General features: G+C 60.0%; 22 protein-coding genes and 1 pseudogene. 14 read left to right on the forward strand and 9 right to left on the reverse strand.

Annotation, left to right across the window (positions count from 1 at the left end):
* Positions 1-46: 46 nt before the first annotated feature.
* Positions 47-1168 (reverse strand): alpha/beta fold hydrolase, encoded by a 1122-nt coding sequence (locus UP10_RS26635; protein ID WP_044590206.1) that lies wholly within the window; start codon positions 1166-1168, stop codon positions 47-49.
* Positions 1169-1506: 338 nt separating this feature from the next.
* Here UP10_RS26635 and UP10_RS26640 point away from each other — a divergent pair, with 338 nt between their 5' ends.
* From UP10_RS26640 to UP10_RS45425, 7 genes are all read left to right on the forward strand, one after another.
* Positions 1507-1953, forward strand: a complete 447-nt coding sequence (locus UP10_RS26640; RefSeq protein ID WP_044590207.1) for a nuclear transport factor 2 family protein — start codon at positions 1507-1509, stop codon at positions 1951-1953.
* Between the two features lie 125 nt (positions 1954-2078).
* Positions 2079-3209, forward strand: coding sequence for an alpha/beta fold hydrolase (locus UP10_RS43270; protein ID WP_082077266.1), 1131 nt, complete (start codon positions 2079-2081; stop codon positions 3207-3209).
* Between the two features lie 221 nt (positions 3210-3430).
* On the forward strand, positions 3431-3697 hold the full coding sequence (locus UP10_RS26650; protein WP_044590208.1) for a hypothetical protein: 267 nt from the start codon (positions 3431-3433) through the stop codon (positions 3695-3697).
* 197 nt (positions 3698-3894) lie between these two features.
* A complete protein-coding gene (locus tag UP10_RS26655; RefSeq protein ID WP_044539412.1) occupies positions 3895-4329 on the forward strand; it encodes a nuclear transport factor 2 family protein in 435 nt (144 codons plus the stop codon).
* Positions 4330-4603: 274 nt separating this feature from the next.
* Complete coding sequence (locus tag UP10_RS26660; protein WP_044590209.1) at positions 4604-5482, forward strand: hypothetical protein; 879 nt, start codon at positions 4604-4606, stop codon at positions 5480-5482.
* A 151-nt stretch (positions 5483-5633) separates the two neighbouring features.
* A complete protein-coding gene (locus tag UP10_RS26665) occupies positions 5634-6056 on the forward strand; it encodes a hypothetical protein (RefSeq protein ID WP_044590210.1) in 423 nt (140 codons plus the stop codon).
* Positions 6057-6273: 217 nt separating this feature from the next.
* Positions 6274-6411 (forward strand): hypothetical protein, encoded by a 138-nt coding sequence (locus UP10_RS45425; RefSeq protein WP_197082685.1) that lies wholly within the window; start codon positions 6274-6276, stop codon positions 6409-6411.
* A 48-nt stretch (positions 6412-6459) separates the two neighbouring features.
* Here the strand turns inward: UP10_RS45425 and UP10_RS45430 are convergent, their stop codons facing one another.
* The 3 genes from UP10_RS45430 to UP10_RS26680 all read right to left on the reverse strand — a co-directional run bounded on the left by UP10_RS45430 (position 6460) and on the right by UP10_RS26680 (position 7729).
* Positions 6460-6603, reverse strand: coding sequence for a hypothetical protein (locus UP10_RS45430; RefSeq protein ID WP_044590211.1), 144 nt, complete (start codon positions 6601-6603; stop codon positions 6460-6462).
* A 176-nt stretch (positions 6604-6779) separates the two neighbouring features.
* Positions 6780-7262 carry a MaoC family dehydratase gene (locus tag UP10_RS26675; RefSeq protein ID WP_044590212.1) on the reverse strand — a complete coding sequence of 161 codons (483 nt, stop codon included), beginning with the start codon at positions 7260-7262 and terminating at the stop codon, positions 6780-6782.
* A gap of 8 nt (positions 7263-7270) precedes the next feature.
* Positions 7271-7729 carry a MaoC family dehydratase gene (locus UP10_RS26680; protein WP_044590213.1) on the reverse strand — a complete coding sequence of 153 codons (459 nt, stop codon included), beginning with the start codon at positions 7727-7729 and terminating at the stop codon, positions 7271-7273.
* 227 nt (positions 7730-7956) lie between these two features.
* On the opposite strand from UP10_RS26680, the gene UP10_RS26685 reads away from it, so the two are divergent.
* The 3 genes from UP10_RS26685 to UP10_RS44570 all read left to right on the forward strand — a co-directional run bounded on the left by UP10_RS26685 (position 7957) and on the right by UP10_RS44570 (position 8803).
* A complete protein-coding gene (locus UP10_RS26685) occupies positions 7957-8250 on the forward strand; it encodes a DUF4282 domain-containing protein (RefSeq protein ID WP_044539418.1) in 294 nt (97 codons plus the stop codon).
* Positions 8251-8365: 115 nt separating this feature from the next.
* Positions 8366-8515, forward strand: coding sequence for a hypothetical protein (locus tag UP10_RS44565; protein WP_156180260.1), 150 nt, complete (start codon positions 8366-8368; stop codon positions 8513-8515).
* A 135-nt stretch (positions 8516-8650) separates the two neighbouring features.
* The gene (locus tag UP10_RS44570) at positions 8651-8803 is read left to right on the forward strand and encodes a hypothetical protein (protein WP_156180262.1); all 153 of its coding nucleotides are present in this window, start codon (positions 8651-8653) and stop codon (positions 8801-8803) included.
* Positions 8804-8981: 178 nt separating this feature from the next.
* On the opposite strand, the gene UP10_RS26690 is transcribed toward UP10_RS44570, so the two are convergent.
* The 4 genes from UP10_RS26690 to UP10_RS46730 form a co-directional block, all read right to left on the reverse strand.
* Positions 8982-9662, reverse strand: a complete 681-nt coding sequence (locus tag UP10_RS26690; RefSeq protein WP_044539419.1) for an AAA family ATPase — start codon at positions 9660-9662, stop codon at positions 8982-8984.
* A 175-nt stretch (positions 9663-9837) separates the two neighbouring features.
* Positions 9838-10158 (reverse strand): hypothetical protein, encoded by a 321-nt coding sequence (locus UP10_RS26695; protein ID WP_044590214.1) that lies wholly within the window; start codon positions 10156-10158, stop codon positions 9838-9840.
* Positions 10159-10325: 167 nt separating this feature from the next.
* On the reverse strand, positions 10326-10673 hold the full coding sequence (locus UP10_RS26700) for a hypothetical protein (protein ID WP_349643978.1): 348 nt from the start codon (positions 10671-10673) through the stop codon (positions 10326-10328).
* 1110 nt (positions 10674-11783) lie between these two features.
* Positions 11784-12050 (reverse strand): PilZ domain-containing protein, encoded by a 267-nt coding sequence (locus UP10_RS46730; RefSeq protein ID WP_050043818.1) that lies wholly within the window; start codon positions 12048-12050, stop codon positions 11784-11786.
* A gap of 185 nt (positions 12051-12235) precedes the next feature.
* On the opposite strand from UP10_RS46730, the gene UP10_RS44575 reads away from it, so the two are divergent.
* The gene (locus tag UP10_RS44575) at positions 12236-12481 is read left to right on the forward strand and encodes a hypothetical protein (RefSeq protein WP_156180264.1); all 246 of its coding nucleotides are present in this window, start codon (positions 12236-12238) and stop codon (positions 12479-12481) included.
* A 1137-nt stretch (positions 12482-13618) separates the two neighbouring features.
* Complete coding sequence (locus UP10_RS46735; RefSeq protein WP_197086904.1) at positions 13619-13897, forward strand: hypothetical protein; 279 nt, start codon at positions 13619-13621, stop codon at positions 13895-13897.
* A gap of 32 nt (positions 13898-13929) precedes the next feature.
* Here UP10_RS46735 and UP10_RS26715 read toward each other — a convergent pair.
* Positions 13930-14191: pseudogene (locus tag UP10_RS26715) on the reverse strand (transposase); the annotation flags it as partial.
* 299 nt (positions 14192-14490) lie between these two features.
* On the opposite strand from UP10_RS26715, the gene UP10_RS26720 reads away from it, so the two are divergent.
* Entirely contained in the window at positions 14491-16644 is a 2154-nt protein-coding gene (locus UP10_RS26720; protein WP_044590216.1) for an EAL domain-containing protein, read from the forward strand.
* A gap of 410 nt (positions 16645-17054) precedes the next feature.
* Positions 17055-17306 (forward strand): hypothetical protein, encoded by a 252-nt coding sequence (locus UP10_RS44585; protein ID WP_156180266.1) that lies wholly within the window; start codon positions 17055-17057, stop codon positions 17304-17306.
* Positions 17307-17608: the final 302 nt, after the last annotated feature.

The following is a 17608-nucleotide window of genomic DNA, read 5'->3' on the forward strand; positions in this document are numbered from 1 at the left end:
ATCAACGGCCCAACTGCCCTGCCGGTTCCATCTGCTTCGCCGCCGCTCAATCCAGCTTCTTGCCACCATCCGTCACGCCGCCGAGAAACGCGCCGGTCTCGCGGTTGAGAAACTCGACGTCCGCCGGGAAGAAGCCGCCGGCCGAGGCATGGCCGGTGACGCTGCCGGGGCTGATCGTCTTGATCGTCACGCCGGCAATGTTCTTGCCCATCTCCTTCGGCTCGAAGTCGGGATTGAGCAGGTCCTTGGTGCCGGTGAGGATCAGCGTCTTCGCCTTGATCGCGGCCAGCGCCTTCGCGGTGTCGCCGCCGAAGCCCGGCGTGGTGCCGACATCGTGCCGGTCATAGGCCCAGCTCTGGTAGATCCAGTCATTGGCGTCGAACAGCGGCAGCAGCGCGGCCTCCTGCTGCTCCATCCACGGCACCACGTCGGGGCCGCTCTTGAACTGCGCGGCATACATGTCGGGCGTGCGCGCCGCGAGCAGCGCGACGATGTCGCGGAACAGCCGCACGCCCTTCTCGGGCGGCGCGGTGTAATTGCCGTCCTGCCATGCCGGATCGTTCATGATCGCCTTGCGCGAGGCCTCCATCACCGCGACCGACCAGGCCGGCGTCTTCGACAGCGGCACGATCGCGACCAGCGCATCCATGTAATCCGGATGGCTGACGCCCCATTGCAGCGCCTGCATGCCGCCCATCGACGGGCCGATCACCGCAACGACATGATCGATGCCGAGCTTCTCCTTCATCAGCCGCCACTGCGATTCCACCATGTCGCGGAGCACGAATTTCGGAAACTGCATCCGCGGCTGCGCCTTCGAATTGCTCGGCGAGGTCGTGAACCCGTTGCCGATCGCATCGGTGCAGACGATGAAATATTTGTCGGTGTCGAGCGCCTTGCCCGGGCCGATCATGAAATCGAGCCGGTGATGATTGCCCGAGATCGCCGTCACCATCAGGATGGCGTTCGACTTCTTGGCGTTCAGCGTGCCGTGGGTGACGTAGGAGATCGAAAAATCCTTGATCGCCTCGCCGCTCTCGAGCCTGAGGTCGCCCTCATTATAGAGCTGGTGCGGCGGTTGCTGCGGTGTATGCGCGAAAGCAGGCAACAGCGAAGCCGGGCCGGCGAGCAGGAATGCTGCCACGGCGAGGTGGGCGATGCGAATCATTGGTCTCTCCCCATTGCGGCGGCTCTGTGCGGCCGCCTTCCCGGTGCTGAGGATACGTGCCGGAAGGGTCCCGGCAAGGCCGCGGAACAAAGATTTGGCTGCCGCGGGGCATGGAATAATCCGGCCGCTCCGCGGTTGCCTGAGCCTTCGCGCCATCCGGTTTGTTCGCGCATGACAGCCGTGCTTGCACGCCATGGTTGCTGAACCAAATCGCGGCCTGCGGCGTCAAAATCAAACTACCACTTGCCGGTTGATCGTGGGCCAGTTCCGTCCACAATGTGTAATGGGGATCGCAAGCGCGACCCCGGGGCGGGTCGGGGAAACCGGCGGAGTCGACGATGGGCGAGGATCTCAACCGACAGCGCGTGCTGAACTTCCTCGACGTCTATTATGCCGGCGGCATCGAGGGCGCGCTCGATCGCTGCACCGACGACATCGCGTTCTTGGCCAATGCCCCGATCGACATTCTGCCGCATATGGGCCAGCACCGCGGCAAGGCGGCGCTGCGCCAGATGTGGACCACCATCCACACCCACTATTCCGACATGCGCTACGAGGCGCAGAACCTGGTCTGCGAGGGCGACAAAATCGCGGCCCAGCTCCGCGTCTTCCTCCGCAAGCGCGACAATGCGCGGATGGTGCAGTTCGACGTCGCCGTGTTCTACACCATGCGCGACGGCCAGATCGCCGAGATCCGCGAGATCATCGACACCTTTGACCTGGTCCAGCAGGTGCTGGAGCGGGACGTCGCGGTGCTGCTGACGAGCGAGAGGGGCGTTCGCTAATTGCGGGCGCGGGGTCTCCGTCGACCGGGCCGGTCCTTTTGCGATCTATCCGATATTCCGGACCCGGCAATTTGCTTGATCACGGCGAGCGTAGATTTTGTGCAGCTTGGGCCGGAAACGATCCCATGTCGGTCAAGGCAAATCCAACAAGCGCTGCACACGGATACGCTTTCTATTGGCCCGGCCAAAATCCGCCTTCTTGCCTATCCGCCTCGCGGTTGGATCAAAAATACAAACAATTCAAACTCTTAGTGACCCATCTGGATGGGCCGCCGCTTGGCCGCGTCGCATACAGCGATTGCTTGTCCGTCCCATTTCCATTTTCGAAAATCATTCGTGTACGAACGGCTGGCATATCGTTTGCACACAAACAACCGTCTATTGTTTGTGTACAAACAATCGCTCTTGATCGGAGGAATGTCATGCAACGTCGCCAGTTGTTTCAAGCCGCAACCGCCGCCGCCATCCTCACCGCCGTCGCCGCCCCCCGGGCGCGAGCCGCAACCAAACCAAAGCCGAAAGTCATCATGGTCCACGGGTCGTGGCACTGGGGTGGGTGCTTCCAGAAGGTCGCCGATCGCCTGGCACTCGCAGGCTATCCCGTCGCAACCCCCGACCTTACCTCGCATGGGTATGATCCAACGCCCTACGACGGCTTCAAGTCGATCGAGGAATATGCCCAGCCGGTCGAGGCGATCCTCAAGAACTCCAGCGAGAAAGTCGTACTGGTCGGGCACAGCATGGGGGGCGTCACGCTGACATACCTCGCGGAGAAATATCCCGAGAAGATTTCAAAGCTGATCTACCTGACGGCCTTCATGGCGCCGAAGGGCAAGAAGGCGCTTGACTACGTGCTTCTCAATCTCAAGATCCCGGCGGCCAAGGAGCTGTTTCAGGTCGCATCGCAGGTCAACGATGGCCGCGGCCTTAAACTCGATCTCACGCAGCGGGCCCTTTTAAAGGCCGCGTTCTATGCCGATTGCAGCGAACACGATCTCGATATCGCGGCAAAAAACGTCCTGCCGATCACCAGCACCGTTCCGGACCAGACGGTTTCGACGATCACGTCAAAGCGCTTCGGCGGCATTCCTCGCGTCTATATCGAATGCACCGAGGACAAGGCCATTCCTATCGAAACGCAACGTCTCATGATGCGCGATGTGCCAGGCGCAACAGTGGCTTCTCTCAAAACCAGTCATTCCTCGTTCTTCTCACAGCCTGACGCTCTCGCCAAACTCATCATTGAGCTGGCGTGATCCGGGAGGCGCGTTCTGGCTGGCCGTGAAACAGCTTCGGAGATGGTAAGAACAATTATCCATCTCCGGAGCGACCTGTTGTCTAGTGGTGCGGAACAAGCCCGCCACCCGTCACGGTCGGGCCGCCGTTCGCGCGCGAATTCGCGCACCGGCTTTGAACCTGATCGACCCGACGCCGACCTACCACAGGGCCTGCTACGGGCGTCGGAACTGAAACCACCATGAAGATCGCGTTGCTGGCGCTGCTTGGCCTTGCATTGGGCGCCCTCGGCGGAGCGGCGCTGGGCATCGGGGCCGGGCTCGCCTGGGTCGAAATCTTCAAAACCACGGATTTTGAAGGCTATAGCGGCATGCTGGTGTTCTTTACCTTCATGCCGCTGGGGGCCGCGATCGGGGGCATCGGTGGCGCCCTGCTGTTCGCGGTGATCGCGATTCGGGACACTGAGATCGCGATCGAGCGGGAGCCGCTCCGGCAGCGCGACCGCTGAAAAGCGGTGAAAACCGGGCATCTGTCACATTCCGGTAAAATTCCGCGCAATTGTGCAATGCAAAATTCGCAATTGCGTTTTGGCCGATCTGCCCTATTTGAGGGCATAATAGCGAAATGCAGCAACCTGGCATGGCGTCGGCGCTGACGCCGCAAGCCCGTTGCTGTCTCGAAATCCAGTTTCAGGAACCACCAAAAATGACAGAGCACAGCCTCTGGCGTTTCTCGCGCGCATTGCATCGCGCGATCAACGAACGCCAGCTTGATGACCTTGAGCCCCTGCTCGACGACGAGGTCGACTGGGCGATCTATGGACCGATCGACATGTTTCCCTTCTTCGGCGCGCGCCGCGGCAAGGAAGCCGTGCTCGAGGTGATCCGGCAGATCGGCGAGAACGTGCGGGTCCACCGCTTCGACCGCGAGTCGATCATGCTGGGCGTCGACTCGGCGTCCTCGATGATGCGCTATTCGCTGACCGCGCTCGACTCCAACAAGCCGATCTCGCTGCGGATCGCGCATTTCGCGCAATTCAGGGCCAGCAAGCTGACCAGCTTCCGCGTGCTGGTCGACACCTTCGACCTCGTCGAACAGACCGTGGGCTATCCGATCCATCTGCCGCGCATGGCGGTGTAACGCTCAACGATCTCTCCAGCTTCGCCATGTCCGGGCATTCCCCCGTCCCCTGCGGCTCGTCTTTGCCAGCCCCGGGAAGGGCTGCAAGGGCACGGGGCATCCGGCGCGACAACGCGCCCCTGCCCGGACATGGCGACCCATTGTTCTTAGGGTTCAGCCGCCATAATATTGCACCACGACATCAGCAAATTACGACGCTGGAATTCGCGGGCTGGGAATGATTTTCGCATCACGATTTGGCTGGGCAAGGCTGCTTGGCTGGACAAGGCTGCCAATGCTGGCGGCCGCTTTGATGCTGGCTATAGCGTTTTCGGCCGCCGCGCAGACGCCTCCTGGCAAAGACGGGGCTGACGAGGCGACCGAAGAGGCAGCGCCGCCGGCAGAGACCGCGGCCGATGCCAATGACGTCGACATCCTGAAGGATATCGACGAGAGCAAGCTCGACTGGAGCCAGCTCAACACCGATCCGACGACCCTGCCGGTGCTGGCGCCGAAGGGCGCGGCCAAGGCCAATGGCGGCGCGGGCGGCAATCCGGCCTGGTCGTCCAACCTCAATGGCAACGGCACGTCGGCGGTGTCGGTCAAGCAGTCGGTCTCGCCGTTCCTCGATACGCGTGTGGGTGCCGACATGACGGTCGCAAGGCAAGGCACGACGACGTCGGAGCAATTGTCGGAACGGCTCGCCAATGGCGGCAGCCTGCCGCAATCCGGCGGCTCGGCCTGGGCCTCGATTAGCGCGCCCGGCGTGGCTTCGGTTTGGGACAAGACCTCGGTCGAGGCTCGCGTCGACCCGGGCGCCGATCAGAGCAAGATCGGCACTTCCTTGAGCAAACAGGTGCCGCTGTCGGACGGGTATTCGGTCACGCTGCAGAACGGCATCAACATGACCCAGCAGGGCGTGGTGCCGGTGCCCGGCATCGTCAGCCGCCCGACGCGCAGCTACGACGCGGACCAGTCGGCAAAGCTGTCCGTCAACGACACCGGCACCAGCATCACGGCGGGGCAGACCTCGACCTTTGACGACAAATGGCTGCGCCGGGTCGGCGCCGAGCAGAAGCTGCTCGACGGCGTCACCGTGTCGGGGTCGATCGGCGAGACCGCGCAGGGCACGACCAGCAAGAGCATCAGCGCCGGCTTCAAGCGGACATGGTGAACGATCTGTTAGCCCTGTCGCGCGAATGATCAACCATTGCCGCATCTCGGCCCAGATGCGGCCAAATTCCGCGGCCCTGATGGGCGTGCCAACTATCAATTCGTCGTGCGGGGGACAGCCGCGCCGCGCTACGCGACACAGGGGAAAGCCGATGAACGCCCGTTCCGAAACCATTGATGCTGAACCGACCACCGAGGTCGACACCAATCTCGCCGCGGTCACCGAAGTCGAGGCCGGAATTCGCGACTTCGTGCGCAACGACATCGCCTATCTGCGGCGGGCGCCCGTGACAACAAGCCCGGAGACCGCGCCGCTCGAGCCGAACACCGACGCCACCGTCAACAACGTCAACTCGCTGATCCAGCGCGTCGCCGGCACTTCGCTCGCCGAGATCGAGAAGCTGATCTCCGAACTCGAGAGCTTGCGCGATCTGCTGCATGCCGAAGGGCAGCGCGTGCAGCGCGAGATTTCCGGCTATGCCCAGCTCAGCCAGGCCGCGATGAAGTCGACGCGGATGATCGCCGACAACGTCTCGCAGTGGAAGCGTGCCGCCGACGGCCTGCGCAACAGCTGATCCAAAACAGTTATAAAACTGCCATCCGCCGCCTCTCCCGGAACGGGAGGCGGCGGCTTCGTTTCAGGACTATTTTCCGCCGGATGGCCGCGGTTAACGTGCCCGAAACGCCGCTCGGGCAATACTTTTCAACATTGATTTGAACTTGAATTGCGCAGACCGCGACCAAGCAGCGGCGCCGCATCGAGGCGGCCGGCACGTCTTAGGGACCCAATCCATGCAGAGCGTTCGACCTGACAACACCGATCCCATCCCGCTGCGCCAATCGCAGCAGAGCGTCGGAACGATCATGATCAGGTTTGTCGGATTGCTGCTGGCCGTGACTGTGGTGATGGTGCTGATCTGGAACCGTTAGGACAGCGCCCGCATCAGCTGTCGGGCGACATGCTTATCAAACGCTGAATCAGCGATTGATGCTCGAGGTCGTCTCGAACGAATAATTGCCGTCGGCGAAGCCTTTCACGACGAGGCCGGTGGCCAGCATCACGACGAGCGTCACCGTTGCGAAGATAAAGCCGACCAGTTTCAGCGCGCTGCGATCTGCCATGGTCACACCCTGAAGTTCTTTCCCTGAGGTTCTTGCCCAAAAGCCATAGGCAGGGACAAAGGTTCAGAATGCGTTAGCAAAAAATAGCTTCCGCGCAATGCACAACCGCAGGGGTGCGTAGAAGTAATCCGCTAACCATGGCGTTCGTGCAACAGATCAGATGCGCGCGTGCAACATCAGGAACCGGGATTGCGCCGCGGCACGAAGGCGGTCGCAAGGAACGAGAACGCCATTTCGCCGCGCTGATTGGTGCCGGTGTTGCGCGCCTGCAAAATGCCCCATTCGGGACGGCTCGACGAGGTCCGTTTGGTCTCGACCTGGTTGGAGAAGCTGATGGTGTCGCCCGATAGCACCGGACGGATCCAGCGCAGTTCGCGGAAGCCCGGCGAAGGTCCCCACACCGCAACCGTCTCGCCGCGCGCGGCGGCCTCTGCCGATTGCCGCTTGCCGTCGGCGACCAGCAGCTTCATGCAGACAGCGGCGACGTGCCAGCCGGAAGCTGCGAGCCCGCCGAACAGCGACTTGCGTCCCTCCTCCTCGTCGAGGTGGAACCGCTGCGGATCGAACTGCGCCGCAAAGCGCTTGATGTCCTCGGCGGTGAAAGTGAACGAGCCGAAGTCGCGCCGGTCGCCGATCTCAATGTCCTCAAAGAAACGCATGCCGTCCTCTAACTACTCACGCCGTCACGGCGGGCTACGATGATCGGCGACTCCATCTCGCACAGCACCTCGCCGCGCGCGTTGCGGATGGTGCCCTTGAAGGTCACGATGCCGGTCTCCGGGCGGCTCTTCGAGACGCGGGCTTCGGTGACATCGACATCAAGCGTCAAATCGTCGCCCGGACGCAGCGGCGCCATCCAGCGCATCTCGTTGACGCCGGGCGAACCGAGCGAGGCGGTGCGGCCGATGAAGCCATCGAACAGCATCCGCATCATCAGCGAGCCCAGGTGCCAACCCGAGCCGGACAGGCCCCTGAGCATGGATTTCTGCGCCGCCGCCTCGTCGAGATGCATCGGCTGCGGGTCGTATTCGGCGGCAAAGGCCAGGATGTCCTCGCGCGTGACATGGCGCGGGCCAAACGTCCCGAAGCGGCCGGGCTTGAAATCTTCGAAGGTCAAACTGGTCATGGGGTGAGGATATGCTGGAGGGAAGCCCGATTGTGGCCGTTATTTGCGGCAATCTCAACCGGCCCACTCGCATAGCTCGCCCCTGACCGGCCGGCGCCCGGTTCGGGGGACCGGTCGCGGGGATGCGGGCGCCTCGGGATGGCCTGATAAAGCCGGCCTGATAAAGCCTCGCATGACGCAGTAGGATGAGACGCGAATCAAATTTCGGCTTGCCGGGAGAACCACCGATGTTCGATTTCCAGGATCTGTTTCAGTGGGACCGTTTCATCACGCCCACGATCATCAAGACGTTCTACTGGCTCGTGATCGGCGTCATCATGCTGTTCGGGATTTCCGGCATCCTGCTGAGCCTCTCTACCATGGCGATCAGCCCGTTCGTCGGCTTCATCCAGCTGCTCGCCTCGATCGCCAGCGTCATCGTCGGCATCGTGTTCTCGCGCATCGTCGCCGAGTTCATCCTGATCGTGTTCCGCATCAACGAGCATCTCGGCGCGATCAGGGACCAGGGCGGCACGCGCTAAGGCTGATAGTTAAGACACGATGACTGAATCGCAGCCAAGTTGAGCGGCGGCGCGAGCCGGAACTTCAAATTTTCAGCGTATTGCTCTCTCCTCAAACAACTCTGGGGGGAGACCAATGATCACAAAAATCCATCACAATCCGCGCTATCCATCCAGCGAGCTCGCTCAACGGGTGCACGACGTGCTGCTTGTATCGTCGTTTGCGATCTGGGCCTTGCTGATCGGCTTCGCGCCGGTCATGACCTATCATTTGCTGGCGGCCTGACGCGGCGACCGGGGCCCCGCCGTGGTTAATCGGCGGTAGCACCTGTGGTCAAATGCGAGCAAAATTGCGGCCGGGATTTTAAAACCGACCGCATATCGTTGCTCCCATTACGGACAAGAACAACGCGGGGGCGTCGTGAAGTTTGAGGAGCGTTCGCTTGCCGTAGGGTCCGGAATTGCCGACAGGCCGGGCTTTACGATCCAGGATATTTTGTGGGCGGTCGGCATCTGGTCGGTGATCTTGACCCTGGCGCCGGTGATTATTTTCTACGTGCTGATGGTGGCGTGACGCCACCGTCATTCCGGGGCACGCGAAGCGTGAACCTCAGATGCGCAATTGCGCATCGGGGAATCTCGAGATTCCGGATTCGATGCTACGCATCGCTCCGGAATGACTCCGTCTCTCGCAAGCCACTAAAAAACGCGCGGAGCCCGCGCGTTTGTCAGTCCGGGCATCAGCGGCGTTGTTACGCCGCCTGCTTGTGCATGGCGCCGGAGGCCGATGCCGAGCCGCGGATTGCCTTGATCGAGCGTTCGATCGCGGCCCAGAGACGGTTAATCTCGGCGGCGGCGCGGCCTTCCGAATCATATTCACGGGCGCCTTCGCCGTGGCCGAGCGCCATCAACAGATCGGCGCGGTTGGTGATCTGGCCGCTCCACACCGGCGCGCGGAATTTCGCCAGCGCCTCGCGGGCGATCGCGACGATCGGGCTTTCGACGCTGTCGCGCTGCGCCGGAGCGCCGTTGATCACGACAGCATAGGGCTTGCGCGACGAACGGCAGTTCTGGATGGTTTCCTGCACCGCGTTGACGTCGAACACGCCGGGCCGCGCCGGAATAATCACCATGGTGGCGTTCTTGATCGCGTCGTCGACCACGGCCGACAGATTCGGCGGCGTGTCGATGAACACCCACTCGATGCCGTCACGCTTGGCTTGCGCGATGATGCCGCTGACCGAGTTCACCGCCGTCTTGATCGGCGGCTCGTTGGTGCCGCGCAACTTATGCCAGAGAGTCAGCGAGCCCTGCGGATCTGCGTCGATCAGCAAACAGGGCTTCGTTGCCTTGTGCACTTGCGCGGCGAGGTGGGCAGCCAGGGTACTTTTTCCCGAGCCCCCCTTACGCGACGCGAAAACAATGACGTTCATACCTTGGCCTCCAGATTGACCCCAGAAGCCGAAAATGAATCAGCGCGCTGATTCGTGAAAGATAAATCTCTTGCAATCCGCAAAGAAGCCAAGATTACCGGCACATTTGGGCTTTTGAGTCACACTCCGCACATAACACAACCGCAAATGGAAGCCGCTAACTACTTGATTTGACTCAGCGTGCGCGCTTTGCGGCGCGTTTCGCGTCGCGTTCGATCCATTTGCGCTCGACCCAGCCGAGCAGTTGCGCAACCGGCTTCTGCAGGAACGGCACATCCTGCGCGAACAAAAGGAGTCCAAGCGGCAGCATCCAGAGCCCGAGCACCGGCAGGATGCTGAAAATGCCGCCGAGGATCAGCAGGATCGCGAGCGGAATCCGCACATAGCGCGACGACGGCCTGCGCAGCCAGCCGACAAACCGCGCCGGTCGCGGCGGCAGCTTGGCTTCGAACCAGGCAAAATGCCGATCGATCTCCTGTCTGTAAAACTCGCTCACCCCATCTCTCCTCAACCATCCCGCGCATCGCGGAACGGTGTCTGTTCGGCTGATAACAGCCAAAGAGGAAAGATGTTGCTGCGTGACAGCATCACAAGGCGTCAGTCTGTCGCGTGCGATGGCCTTGAAATGGTCGCGGCGTCATCCAGCGCGCTGGCGTGCCTGCGTCAGCTCGCCACAGGCTTCGCCGACTTCTTCGCCTTGTGCGGCTTCGCAGGCTTGCGCTTGACGGCAACCGGCCGCCTCACCGGCTCTGCCGTAACTCGCTCCGGCTCGGGATCGGGCCGGAAGAACGCCTTGCATTGGGGTGAAAGCAGCGCCTTGTTCCTGATCATGCAGGCCGTGACGCGATCGACGTCGGGGATCTCGGAGTTGCAGAGCCGGAACGCATCGGGTGTGCAGGCCTGCTGCTGGTCGGCGGTGTAGGCCTTGCTCTCGGTCGGGAGCAGCGAAGCCGCTCCTCCCATCACCAGCATCAGCGCGAACGAAAAACTCCTTGAACCGGCGATCCCCATGCGTCCCCCCAAGGCCGTCATTTGGCGGATTGTGGGTGAATGGACGGCGAATGGCAAGCAGGCGGGGTGAAACGGCACGGGCGAGGAATCTTGCATCTTCCAGGCGTCCGGTGAATTGACGCTCATACAGTTGGGGCGGCACCGCCAATCTTCAGCTTCAGCCTTGAAAGACCTTGCGTTCTTGTCGCACGCAGACACGCCCGTGCATTCGCACTTCGAGATCCGTTAAACGTCTCCGATTCGCATCGTTACCAGAAACCGCGTTCGCCTAGACGGAGACCAACCAAGAGTGCCGAGCAGACTGGAACTCAAGTTCTGCTTCGCCCATTCGTGTCCCCTTAGTACGTCCAACAAATAAAGGAGATCAGATACGTCCTGCAGACATGAACTGAGGTCTTTTGGCTTGATCTCAATGTTTCCAGTGTGAACGAGGGTAATGGACGCTGCCTATTGCGATCCTCGAAGCTTTGATAACGTAGTTCGGATCGGCACTAAAAGCCGTCGGTGACCTACGCTAAGTGCTCCCGATTCGTAGGTACGATATTGTTTTTATTGATATTTGCTGCAAACTGCGCCCGCCAGTGCGTCTGAGGTAACAACGGGTCGGCCGCGCATTGCAAACCGTAGCGTTGGCACTGCCTCACAGACCGAATCGACACGTTCAGCGCTGCCGAGCACACCTAAAGCGGTCACTCCGTGGCAAACACACAGTGGGCCTTTTGGTCCGCGCGGTCGCCGTCGACCATTAAGAGAGCCGGTTGTTGTCCTGATCCGTCAACTCGATCTTCCTCGTGTCGTTGAAGAACGGTCGCGTCGTGAGACCGTCCGACCAATTGATCTCAACTCCGAAGCGATTGACCTCAGTCACAACACCGCTCGCTCCCTCGTCCCCCAACCACCGGACTTGATCGCTAATTTTCAAAAGTCGCGCTTGTTCGCTCGTCATTCTTCTCATCCGCGCAAGTGCCGGCCCGGCCCGTTCTCCGATGCCACATTCAGTTCCAGATTTAACCGTCAACGACAGCATCAAGATTAACTGGCGACTTCGGTTGCACGAAACGGTCTCGCAACTAAACGATGGCGAATTCTTCCGAGACGCTGGGGCCGCACCTAAAGAAACGACACGCCGACCCAACCACCCTTGCGCCAGGCAACCCTACAGGCAAAAACCTTGCTACGAGGCACGACCAATTTGAACTGGTCAGGGATCTCCGACTGTGCGCCAATCCGAAGCGCCGCTCCGCTCTCGGAGATGTCCCGAACAACGCAAGCCACCGACACGTCGCCGAACCTAATCAGTGCGGTATCGAGGGCATTTTTACGCGCGGACTTGCGCCTATCGGAAAGGACGATAATTTCTGCCCATGGACTGAGCACGGCAAATTTCGTCCATCGTGCGTGAGAATGGTTGAGAGTTCTCTAATGACTGAGAGGTTGCGACGAGACCGCCCGCCGAACGATGCCCGGGTCGCCTCGTTCCGCGTTCCTGTTTGCCGGGCTTCGTTCAGCTAACTCCCTGGCGGGCCAGGATCGATGACCCGCTTATTTTTTGGATGGCCGTCGTGCGCGGCATCGAATTCATCGGCCAGCCGGCGCTTAGCGAGAGCTCGGGAGGCGGCGGTTACGAAGCATTCATGGCCGCCATCTACGATAACGATGCTCCGCTTCGACGCGCCGTCGGAAGAATTGACGAATGCCTCAAAAACCGCAAAAGCTCGATACGCCGTTTTGGTCGGCGGCGTTCTACAGTTTCTGGAATGGTGTCACGATCGCCGTTGTCACCAGTGGCGTGCTTTGCTTTTTCCTAATCGCTAAGCACTACTTCCCACTGATCTCAATTGATCAAGGTCAACGGCCGGGCCTAGCGCATCGGCCTGCCCTGGCTGCCACAGCGGTAGCTGCAACCAAGCTTCATGCTCAATAGTCCTCTCACCGCCGACGGCGGCGATGACAAGATATCCCGGTGCTCCAAATCGGAGAAACATGGCGGCGTGCTTGTCAACGGTACGAACGGCGTTCAGCCTATCCATCGGCAGGGAACCTCAAAGATTTAGCCCTAATTTCATGCGCACCCACCGAGGCGGGTCGCCGCTCGGCGTGCGCTAAGCGCACTGGGACCTGATCGCTCTGCTTTAGCTTAAGCGACGGACTTTGCCGCTCCATCACGATCCGCTTCACAGTTGTGAACACAGCCATCGTCACTGATGCACATAACGCGCATAGGAGCACGACAAGAAGCCATCGAGGAGATCGCATCGGCGTTCTCTTTCAGGATGATCGTCTTTCAGAGTTCTGACGCCTGAGATATGGACCGTAAAGGACATCCTGCCGCCGCTCGTAAAGTTTGACCAAGACAGCGCCGGCACAAATCGTCAAAGCCGTAAATATCGTCAACTCGACAAACATTCTCGATACCTAATTGTTTCATCGTGAACAGTTCGATGATCGGAGAACAAGTCGAGTGGCGTCAATAAAATCCTGCCATTAACCTGAAGCGACTTGGCTAATGCGCCACGTCGAGTAAATTCTAGTTCCCGATATAACGCTTTGCGCGCGCATCAAGCTTAACTTGCATGATCGATTGCCTGCGATTCACTGTGCCCTATTCTTGCTTGCAACCGCGCCGAGCTATCCCATCCCACGACCCCCGACCGGCTCGGCCGGAGATCGCCGCATTGTCCCCAACGGTGCGGCGGTCTCGCCAACCAAAAGCGAAAGCGGTTCGCGTACCTTCGAAGCAGATGGCAACAAACAGCAAATTACAGGGCGATCAAGACGATCGTAGCTTGAACATCCGATATAACGAAGTGCTGGAGCTACGACAGCTCGTCGCTGACGCAGAACGCGAGAGCCTCAAAATCAAACGTCACGCAATGCATTCAGAACGTCGGCCGTCGCCCACGCGAAAGTAATTCGTCAGCGCTTCGCCATTTGAGGTGATATCGATGTCTTCGATCGAAGAAATCCTGCAGCGCTCAAGGCCCGAACGGCGAGCGCTCCCCCGGACGCGAATTGACCGTGGCGCTGCACTGTTCTTCGTAGGGTCGACCGGCACACTCTCATGCACGGTCCGCAACGCTACCGATCACGGCGCAAGTATTCGCCTTCATGATATCGGCGCGATGCCTACGGATTTCGAGCTATCGTTTGATAACTTCCGGACCGCCCGCAAATGCCATCTCGCCTGGCGAAACGGCGATTTTTCCGGCGTGCGCTGGAGCTGATTTTGGCAGTAAAGCGCCGGTATCCCCGCTCGCTGTAACCTGAGCTGCCCACAATATTTGTGGTGTACACCGACCGAGTGCTTACCCTGCTTCGGGAACGAAGTATCGTCGATTGATCCAAGCCTCGATCGGCCCGTCCTTCGTCATCGCCGGCGGTAGCATCTCGCGTACCTTGGCCAACACCTTCTCTTCCGACCAGGTCGCAACACCGACGAAGTGCAGCAGCGGCTGATGCTGGGCGGCCGTCCGCGCTGGGGCCGTCTTCGCCGCCATCGGGTCGACGCTCTTGCGCTCTAAAGCGTATCGCAGAAGACGCGGTTGGCCCCGATGCCGAGGCCTATCTTAACAACAATGACACCACCGCGTTCTTTGCAGTCACCGGCGATCTCGTCCTGACCGCCCCCACGCTGACCAATATCAAACGTATCAGGGTGATCCTGGTGGACCAGGCGTGACAGCTAGCGGGTCGCGGCTGAGGCCGCTCAAAAAATTAAAGATTCATTCAGCACACTCCAAGGAACCTGCGGAATATTCCCGCATGTCAAGGATGCCATTCATCAGCCTGGGTCTCTAATGCGGCGGAGGAACACCAAATGGTGGATTCGGTCCAACGTTTCATCGATCGGGAGCCGGCTCATCCGACCCGGCTTCTCGAGCAAGCCATCAACAATCTGTCGTTGGGACTCATCATCTTCGACGGCAAGCGCGAAGTCGTGTTCTGCAACACGCGCTATCTGGAGATCTATGGGCTTTCGCCCGCGCAAGTGAAACCTGGCACTCCCCTCAGCGACATTATCCAGCACCGGCTGAGTCTGGGATTCAAGATCCTTTCAAGACCCAACGAATACGTCGGACATCGCGTCGGAAACACCGTTGTTGCGGGAACGACTGTTCAGGAATTCACGGACGGCCGGATCATCGCATATACCCTCTACCCGATGCCCGGCGGTGGCGGGATGGCCACCCATGAGGATATCACCGGGCGAGAGGAAATGGACGCCCGCCTGCAGAAGCAGTTCGAGCTCAGCAAGGAGCAGGAAGAGAAATTGCGGATACGCAACCTGCAATTCGACACCGCGATCAACAATATGTCGCAGGGGCTGTGCTTCTTCGACGCCAGTCATCGACTGATCGTGTGCAACGACCGCTATGTCGAGATGTATGACCTTCCGCCCGACCGCGTCGGTCCGGGGACGCTGCTCTCAGAGATTGTCGACATGCGCTTCGAGGCAGGAAGCTTTCCCGCGATGTCGAGGGATGAATACCTGCAATGGCGCAGCAACGTCGCGGTGTCGTCAGACCCCACCGATAGCATCGTCGAACTGAAAAACGGGCGCACTTTCAAGATCCGGCATCGGCCGATGCCGGACTGCGGCTGGGTTGCCACGCATGAGGACATCACCCAGCAGCGGCAGTCCGAGGCCAAGATCGAATACATGGCCCATCACTGTGCGCTCACCGGTCTTGCCAACCGCGTATTATTGAACGAGCGGCTCGAAAGCGCGTTGGGCCGTCGCATTCATCGTGAGCAAATGGTGGCGGTGCACCACCTCGATCTCGATAAGTTCAAGGCCGTGAACGACACTTTTGGTCATCCCGCCGGTGACAAGTTGCTGAAGATCGTTGGGGATCGCCTGCGCGGTTTGGTTCGCGAGACAGACACGATCGCACGAATGGGCGGCGATGAATTCGTCATCGTCCAGGCTCCCATCACCGATCCCGCCGAGGCAACTTCGCTTGCCCAGCGCGTCATCGAGTTGATGAGCGAGCCCTATGACATCGACGGCCATCAGGCCTTAATCGGCGCCAGCGTCGGCATCGCGCTCGGCCCGGGCGACGGCTTGAGGCCCGACAAACTGCTGCGAAATGCGGATCTCGCGCTCTACCGCGCAAAGGGTGACGGGCGCGGCACATTCCGCTTTTTCGAGCCGGCGATGGACCTGCAGATGCAGGCCCGCCGCATCATGGAACAGGATCTGCGCAAGGCGCTGCTATCGGGCGAGTTCGAACTTTACTACCAGCCGGTGGTCAATCTGGCGAGCAACGAAATTAGCGGGTTCGAAGCCCTGATCCGCTGGAATCATCCGACGCGGGGAATGATCGCGCCATCCGCGTTCATCCCGCTCGCGGAAGAGATCGGCTTTATTGTTCCGATCGGGGAATGGGTGATCAGGCAAGCCTGCGCCACCGCGGCGCGCTGGCCTAACAATCTCAATGTCGCGGTCAATATTTCGGCAGTTCAATTTCGCAATCCCGGCCTGATGCAGGTCATCGTCGGCGCATTGGCTGGCTCCGGTTTGCAACCGGCACGGCTCGAAATCGAAATCACCGAAACCGTTCTGCTTCAGAACATGGAATCGACGCTCGCCGTCCTGCACCAGTTGCGCGAGCTCGGTGTCCGGATCGCCATGGACGATTTCGGCACCGGATATTCCTCGCTCACCTATCTTCAGTCCTTCCCGTTCGACAAGATCAAGATCGACCGTTCTTTCGTAAAGGACATTACGGAGAATTCCGGCTCGCTCAATATCGTGCGCGCGGTCGCGGCGCTGGCGAATGGCATGGGCATGACGGCCACGGCGGAAGGCGTGGAAACCCAGGAGCAGCTCGACAAGATCACGTCCGAAGGCTGCACCGAGATGCAGGGCTTCCTGTTCAGCAAGCCGCTTCCCGCCCACGAGATCGAGCTGCTGTTCCTTTCAGGGCATCAGGCGGAACAGACGTCCGACCGCATTATCGCAGCCTGACGGCGCCGCCGTCATTCCGGTGCGCGCAAAGCGCGAACAAATCAAAGGAACTTCAAAGACCTTGAGCTTTGGGTCCGTTCACCTGTTTGCCCTATTCGGACCTACCAAGGGGTCCTGGAGATTTCCGGTCATCGGGGGAAAGCAGACATCCCGCCGACGGACCGACACTTCCGGTTTTGACAACGAACGCTGGAAACGCAAACCAGAAACCAGCCGGTTCCGGAAAAAGGAACAACTGTTTCGGCGCTTAAGTCAGGAACCGAACATATCGCCTTCGGTTGTCTAAATGATCTACCGAGCCGGACTTCAACCGGCATCCAGAAAAACCGACCGTTATTGATCGGGTTTAGGAAAACTGGTCGCTTCACGACCTTCAAGATCAAAGCCAATAATAATCTCGGGAGGTTCTCATGCTTTCACGCAGCGAAATGATACGCGCGTCCGAACGGCATCGATTGGCAACGCCAATTTGTGATGATGCGAGCTTGGTGAAATTGAAGGAAGACGTTGCCGAATATTTGCTTGAAGCAAAGCACCGTGATGCGTCACGACCTGAGGAACTAATCTCGACGGTGATAGACAGGGTTGCACGCGAATATTTTGGGCACATTCTACGAAAGCAAGCACGCGTGACGCCCCTTCGGCGTCGAATGCGCGACTAAGGTCGCCATGGAAGCCCGCTATATTCCGCCTCCCCGCTGGCGCGATAGGACACCGCGCCGCTATCCATGGCCCGTACTTACCGCCGCTGTTGTGAGTGTTGTTGCGCTGATCCTACTTGTTCTGATTTGTCGGTCTGCGTGACTAACAATGTTACGACCGTCGTCTCCAATGGCGATCCTCCGTGCGACGGATCGAGGCTGACTAGCGCCGTCAGCACTAGCAAGCGGTAGACTGTCACTGCTGCGGTGCATTGGCCGTTGTTGACCCTTTTCGGATCTCATCTCGCGGCTTGCGGATGTCT

It is taken from the genome of Bradyrhizobium sp. LTSPM299 (genome assembly GCF_000938235.1).
Lineage (GTDB): Bacteria > Pseudomonadota > Alphaproteobacteria > Rhizobiales > Xanthobacteraceae > Bradyrhizobium.

Coding starts and splice junctions, on each gene's coding strand:
- UP10_RS44585 (WP_156180266.1), top strand. CDS start 17,055: ATGCTTTCACGCAGCGAAATGATACGCGCGTCCGAACGGCATCGATTG.
- UP10_RS26660 (WP_044590209.1), top strand. CDS start 4,604: ATGCTGGCGGCCGCTTTGATGCTGGCTATAGCGTTTTCGGCCGCCGCG.
- UP10_RS43270 (WP_082077266.1), top strand. CDS start 2,079: ATGTCGGTCAAGGCAAATCCAACAAGCGCTGCACACGGATACGCTTTC.
- UP10_RS44565 (WP_156180260.1), top strand. CDS start 8,366: ATGATCACAAAAATCCATCACAATCCGCGCTATCCATCCAGCGAGCTC.
- UP10_RS46735 (WP_197086904.1), top strand. CDS start 13,619: ATGTCTTCGATCGAAGAAATCCTGCAGCGCTCAAGGCCCGAACGGCGA.
- UP10_RS26675 (WP_044590212.1), bottom strand. CDS start 7,262: ATGCGTTTCTTTGAGGACATTGAGATCGGCGACCGGCGCGACTTCGGC.
- UP10_RS45430 (WP_044590211.1), bottom strand. CDS start 6,603: ATGGCAGATCGCAGCGCGCTGAAACTGGTCGGCTTTATCTTCGCAACG.
- UP10_RS26650 (WP_044590208.1), top strand. CDS start 3,431: ATGAAGATCGCGTTGCTGGCGCTGCTTGGCCTTGCATTGGGCGCCCTC.
- UP10_RS26700 (WP_349643978.1), bottom strand. CDS start 10,673: ATGGGGATCGCCGGTTCAAGGAGTTTTTCGTTCGCGCTGATGCTGGTG.
- UP10_RS26680 (WP_044590213.1), bottom strand. CDS start 7,729: ATGACCAGTTTGACCTTCGAAGATTTCAAGCCCGGCCGCTTCGGGACG.
- UP10_RS26720 (WP_044590216.1), top strand. CDS start 14,491: ATGGTGGATTCGGTCCAACGTTTCATCGATCGGGAGCCGGCTCATCCG.
- UP10_RS26665 (WP_044590210.1), top strand. CDS start 5,634: ATGAACGCCCGTTCCGAAACCATTGATGCTGAACCGACCACCGAGGTC.
- UP10_RS26655 (WP_044539412.1), top strand. CDS start 3,895: ATGACAGAGCACAGCCTCTGGCGTTTCTCGCGCGCATTGCATCGCGCG.
- UP10_RS26640 (WP_044590207.1), top strand. CDS start 1,507: ATGGGCGAGGATCTCAACCGACAGCGCGTGCTGAACTTCCTCGACGTC.
- UP10_RS26690 (WP_044539419.1), bottom strand. CDS start 9,662: ATGAACGTCATTGTTTTCGCGTCGCGTAAGGGGGGCTCGGGAAAAAGT.
- UP10_RS45425 (WP_197082685.1), top strand. CDS start 6,274: ATGCAGAGCGTTCGACCTGACAACACCGATCCCATCCCGCTGCGCCAA.
- UP10_RS26685 (WP_044539418.1), top strand. CDS start 7,957: ATGTTCGATTTCCAGGATCTGTTTCAGTGGGACCGTTTCATCACGCCC.
- UP10_RS26635 (WP_044590206.1), bottom strand. CDS start 1,168: ATGATTCGCATCGCCCACCTCGCCGTGGCAGCATTCCTGCTCGCCGGC.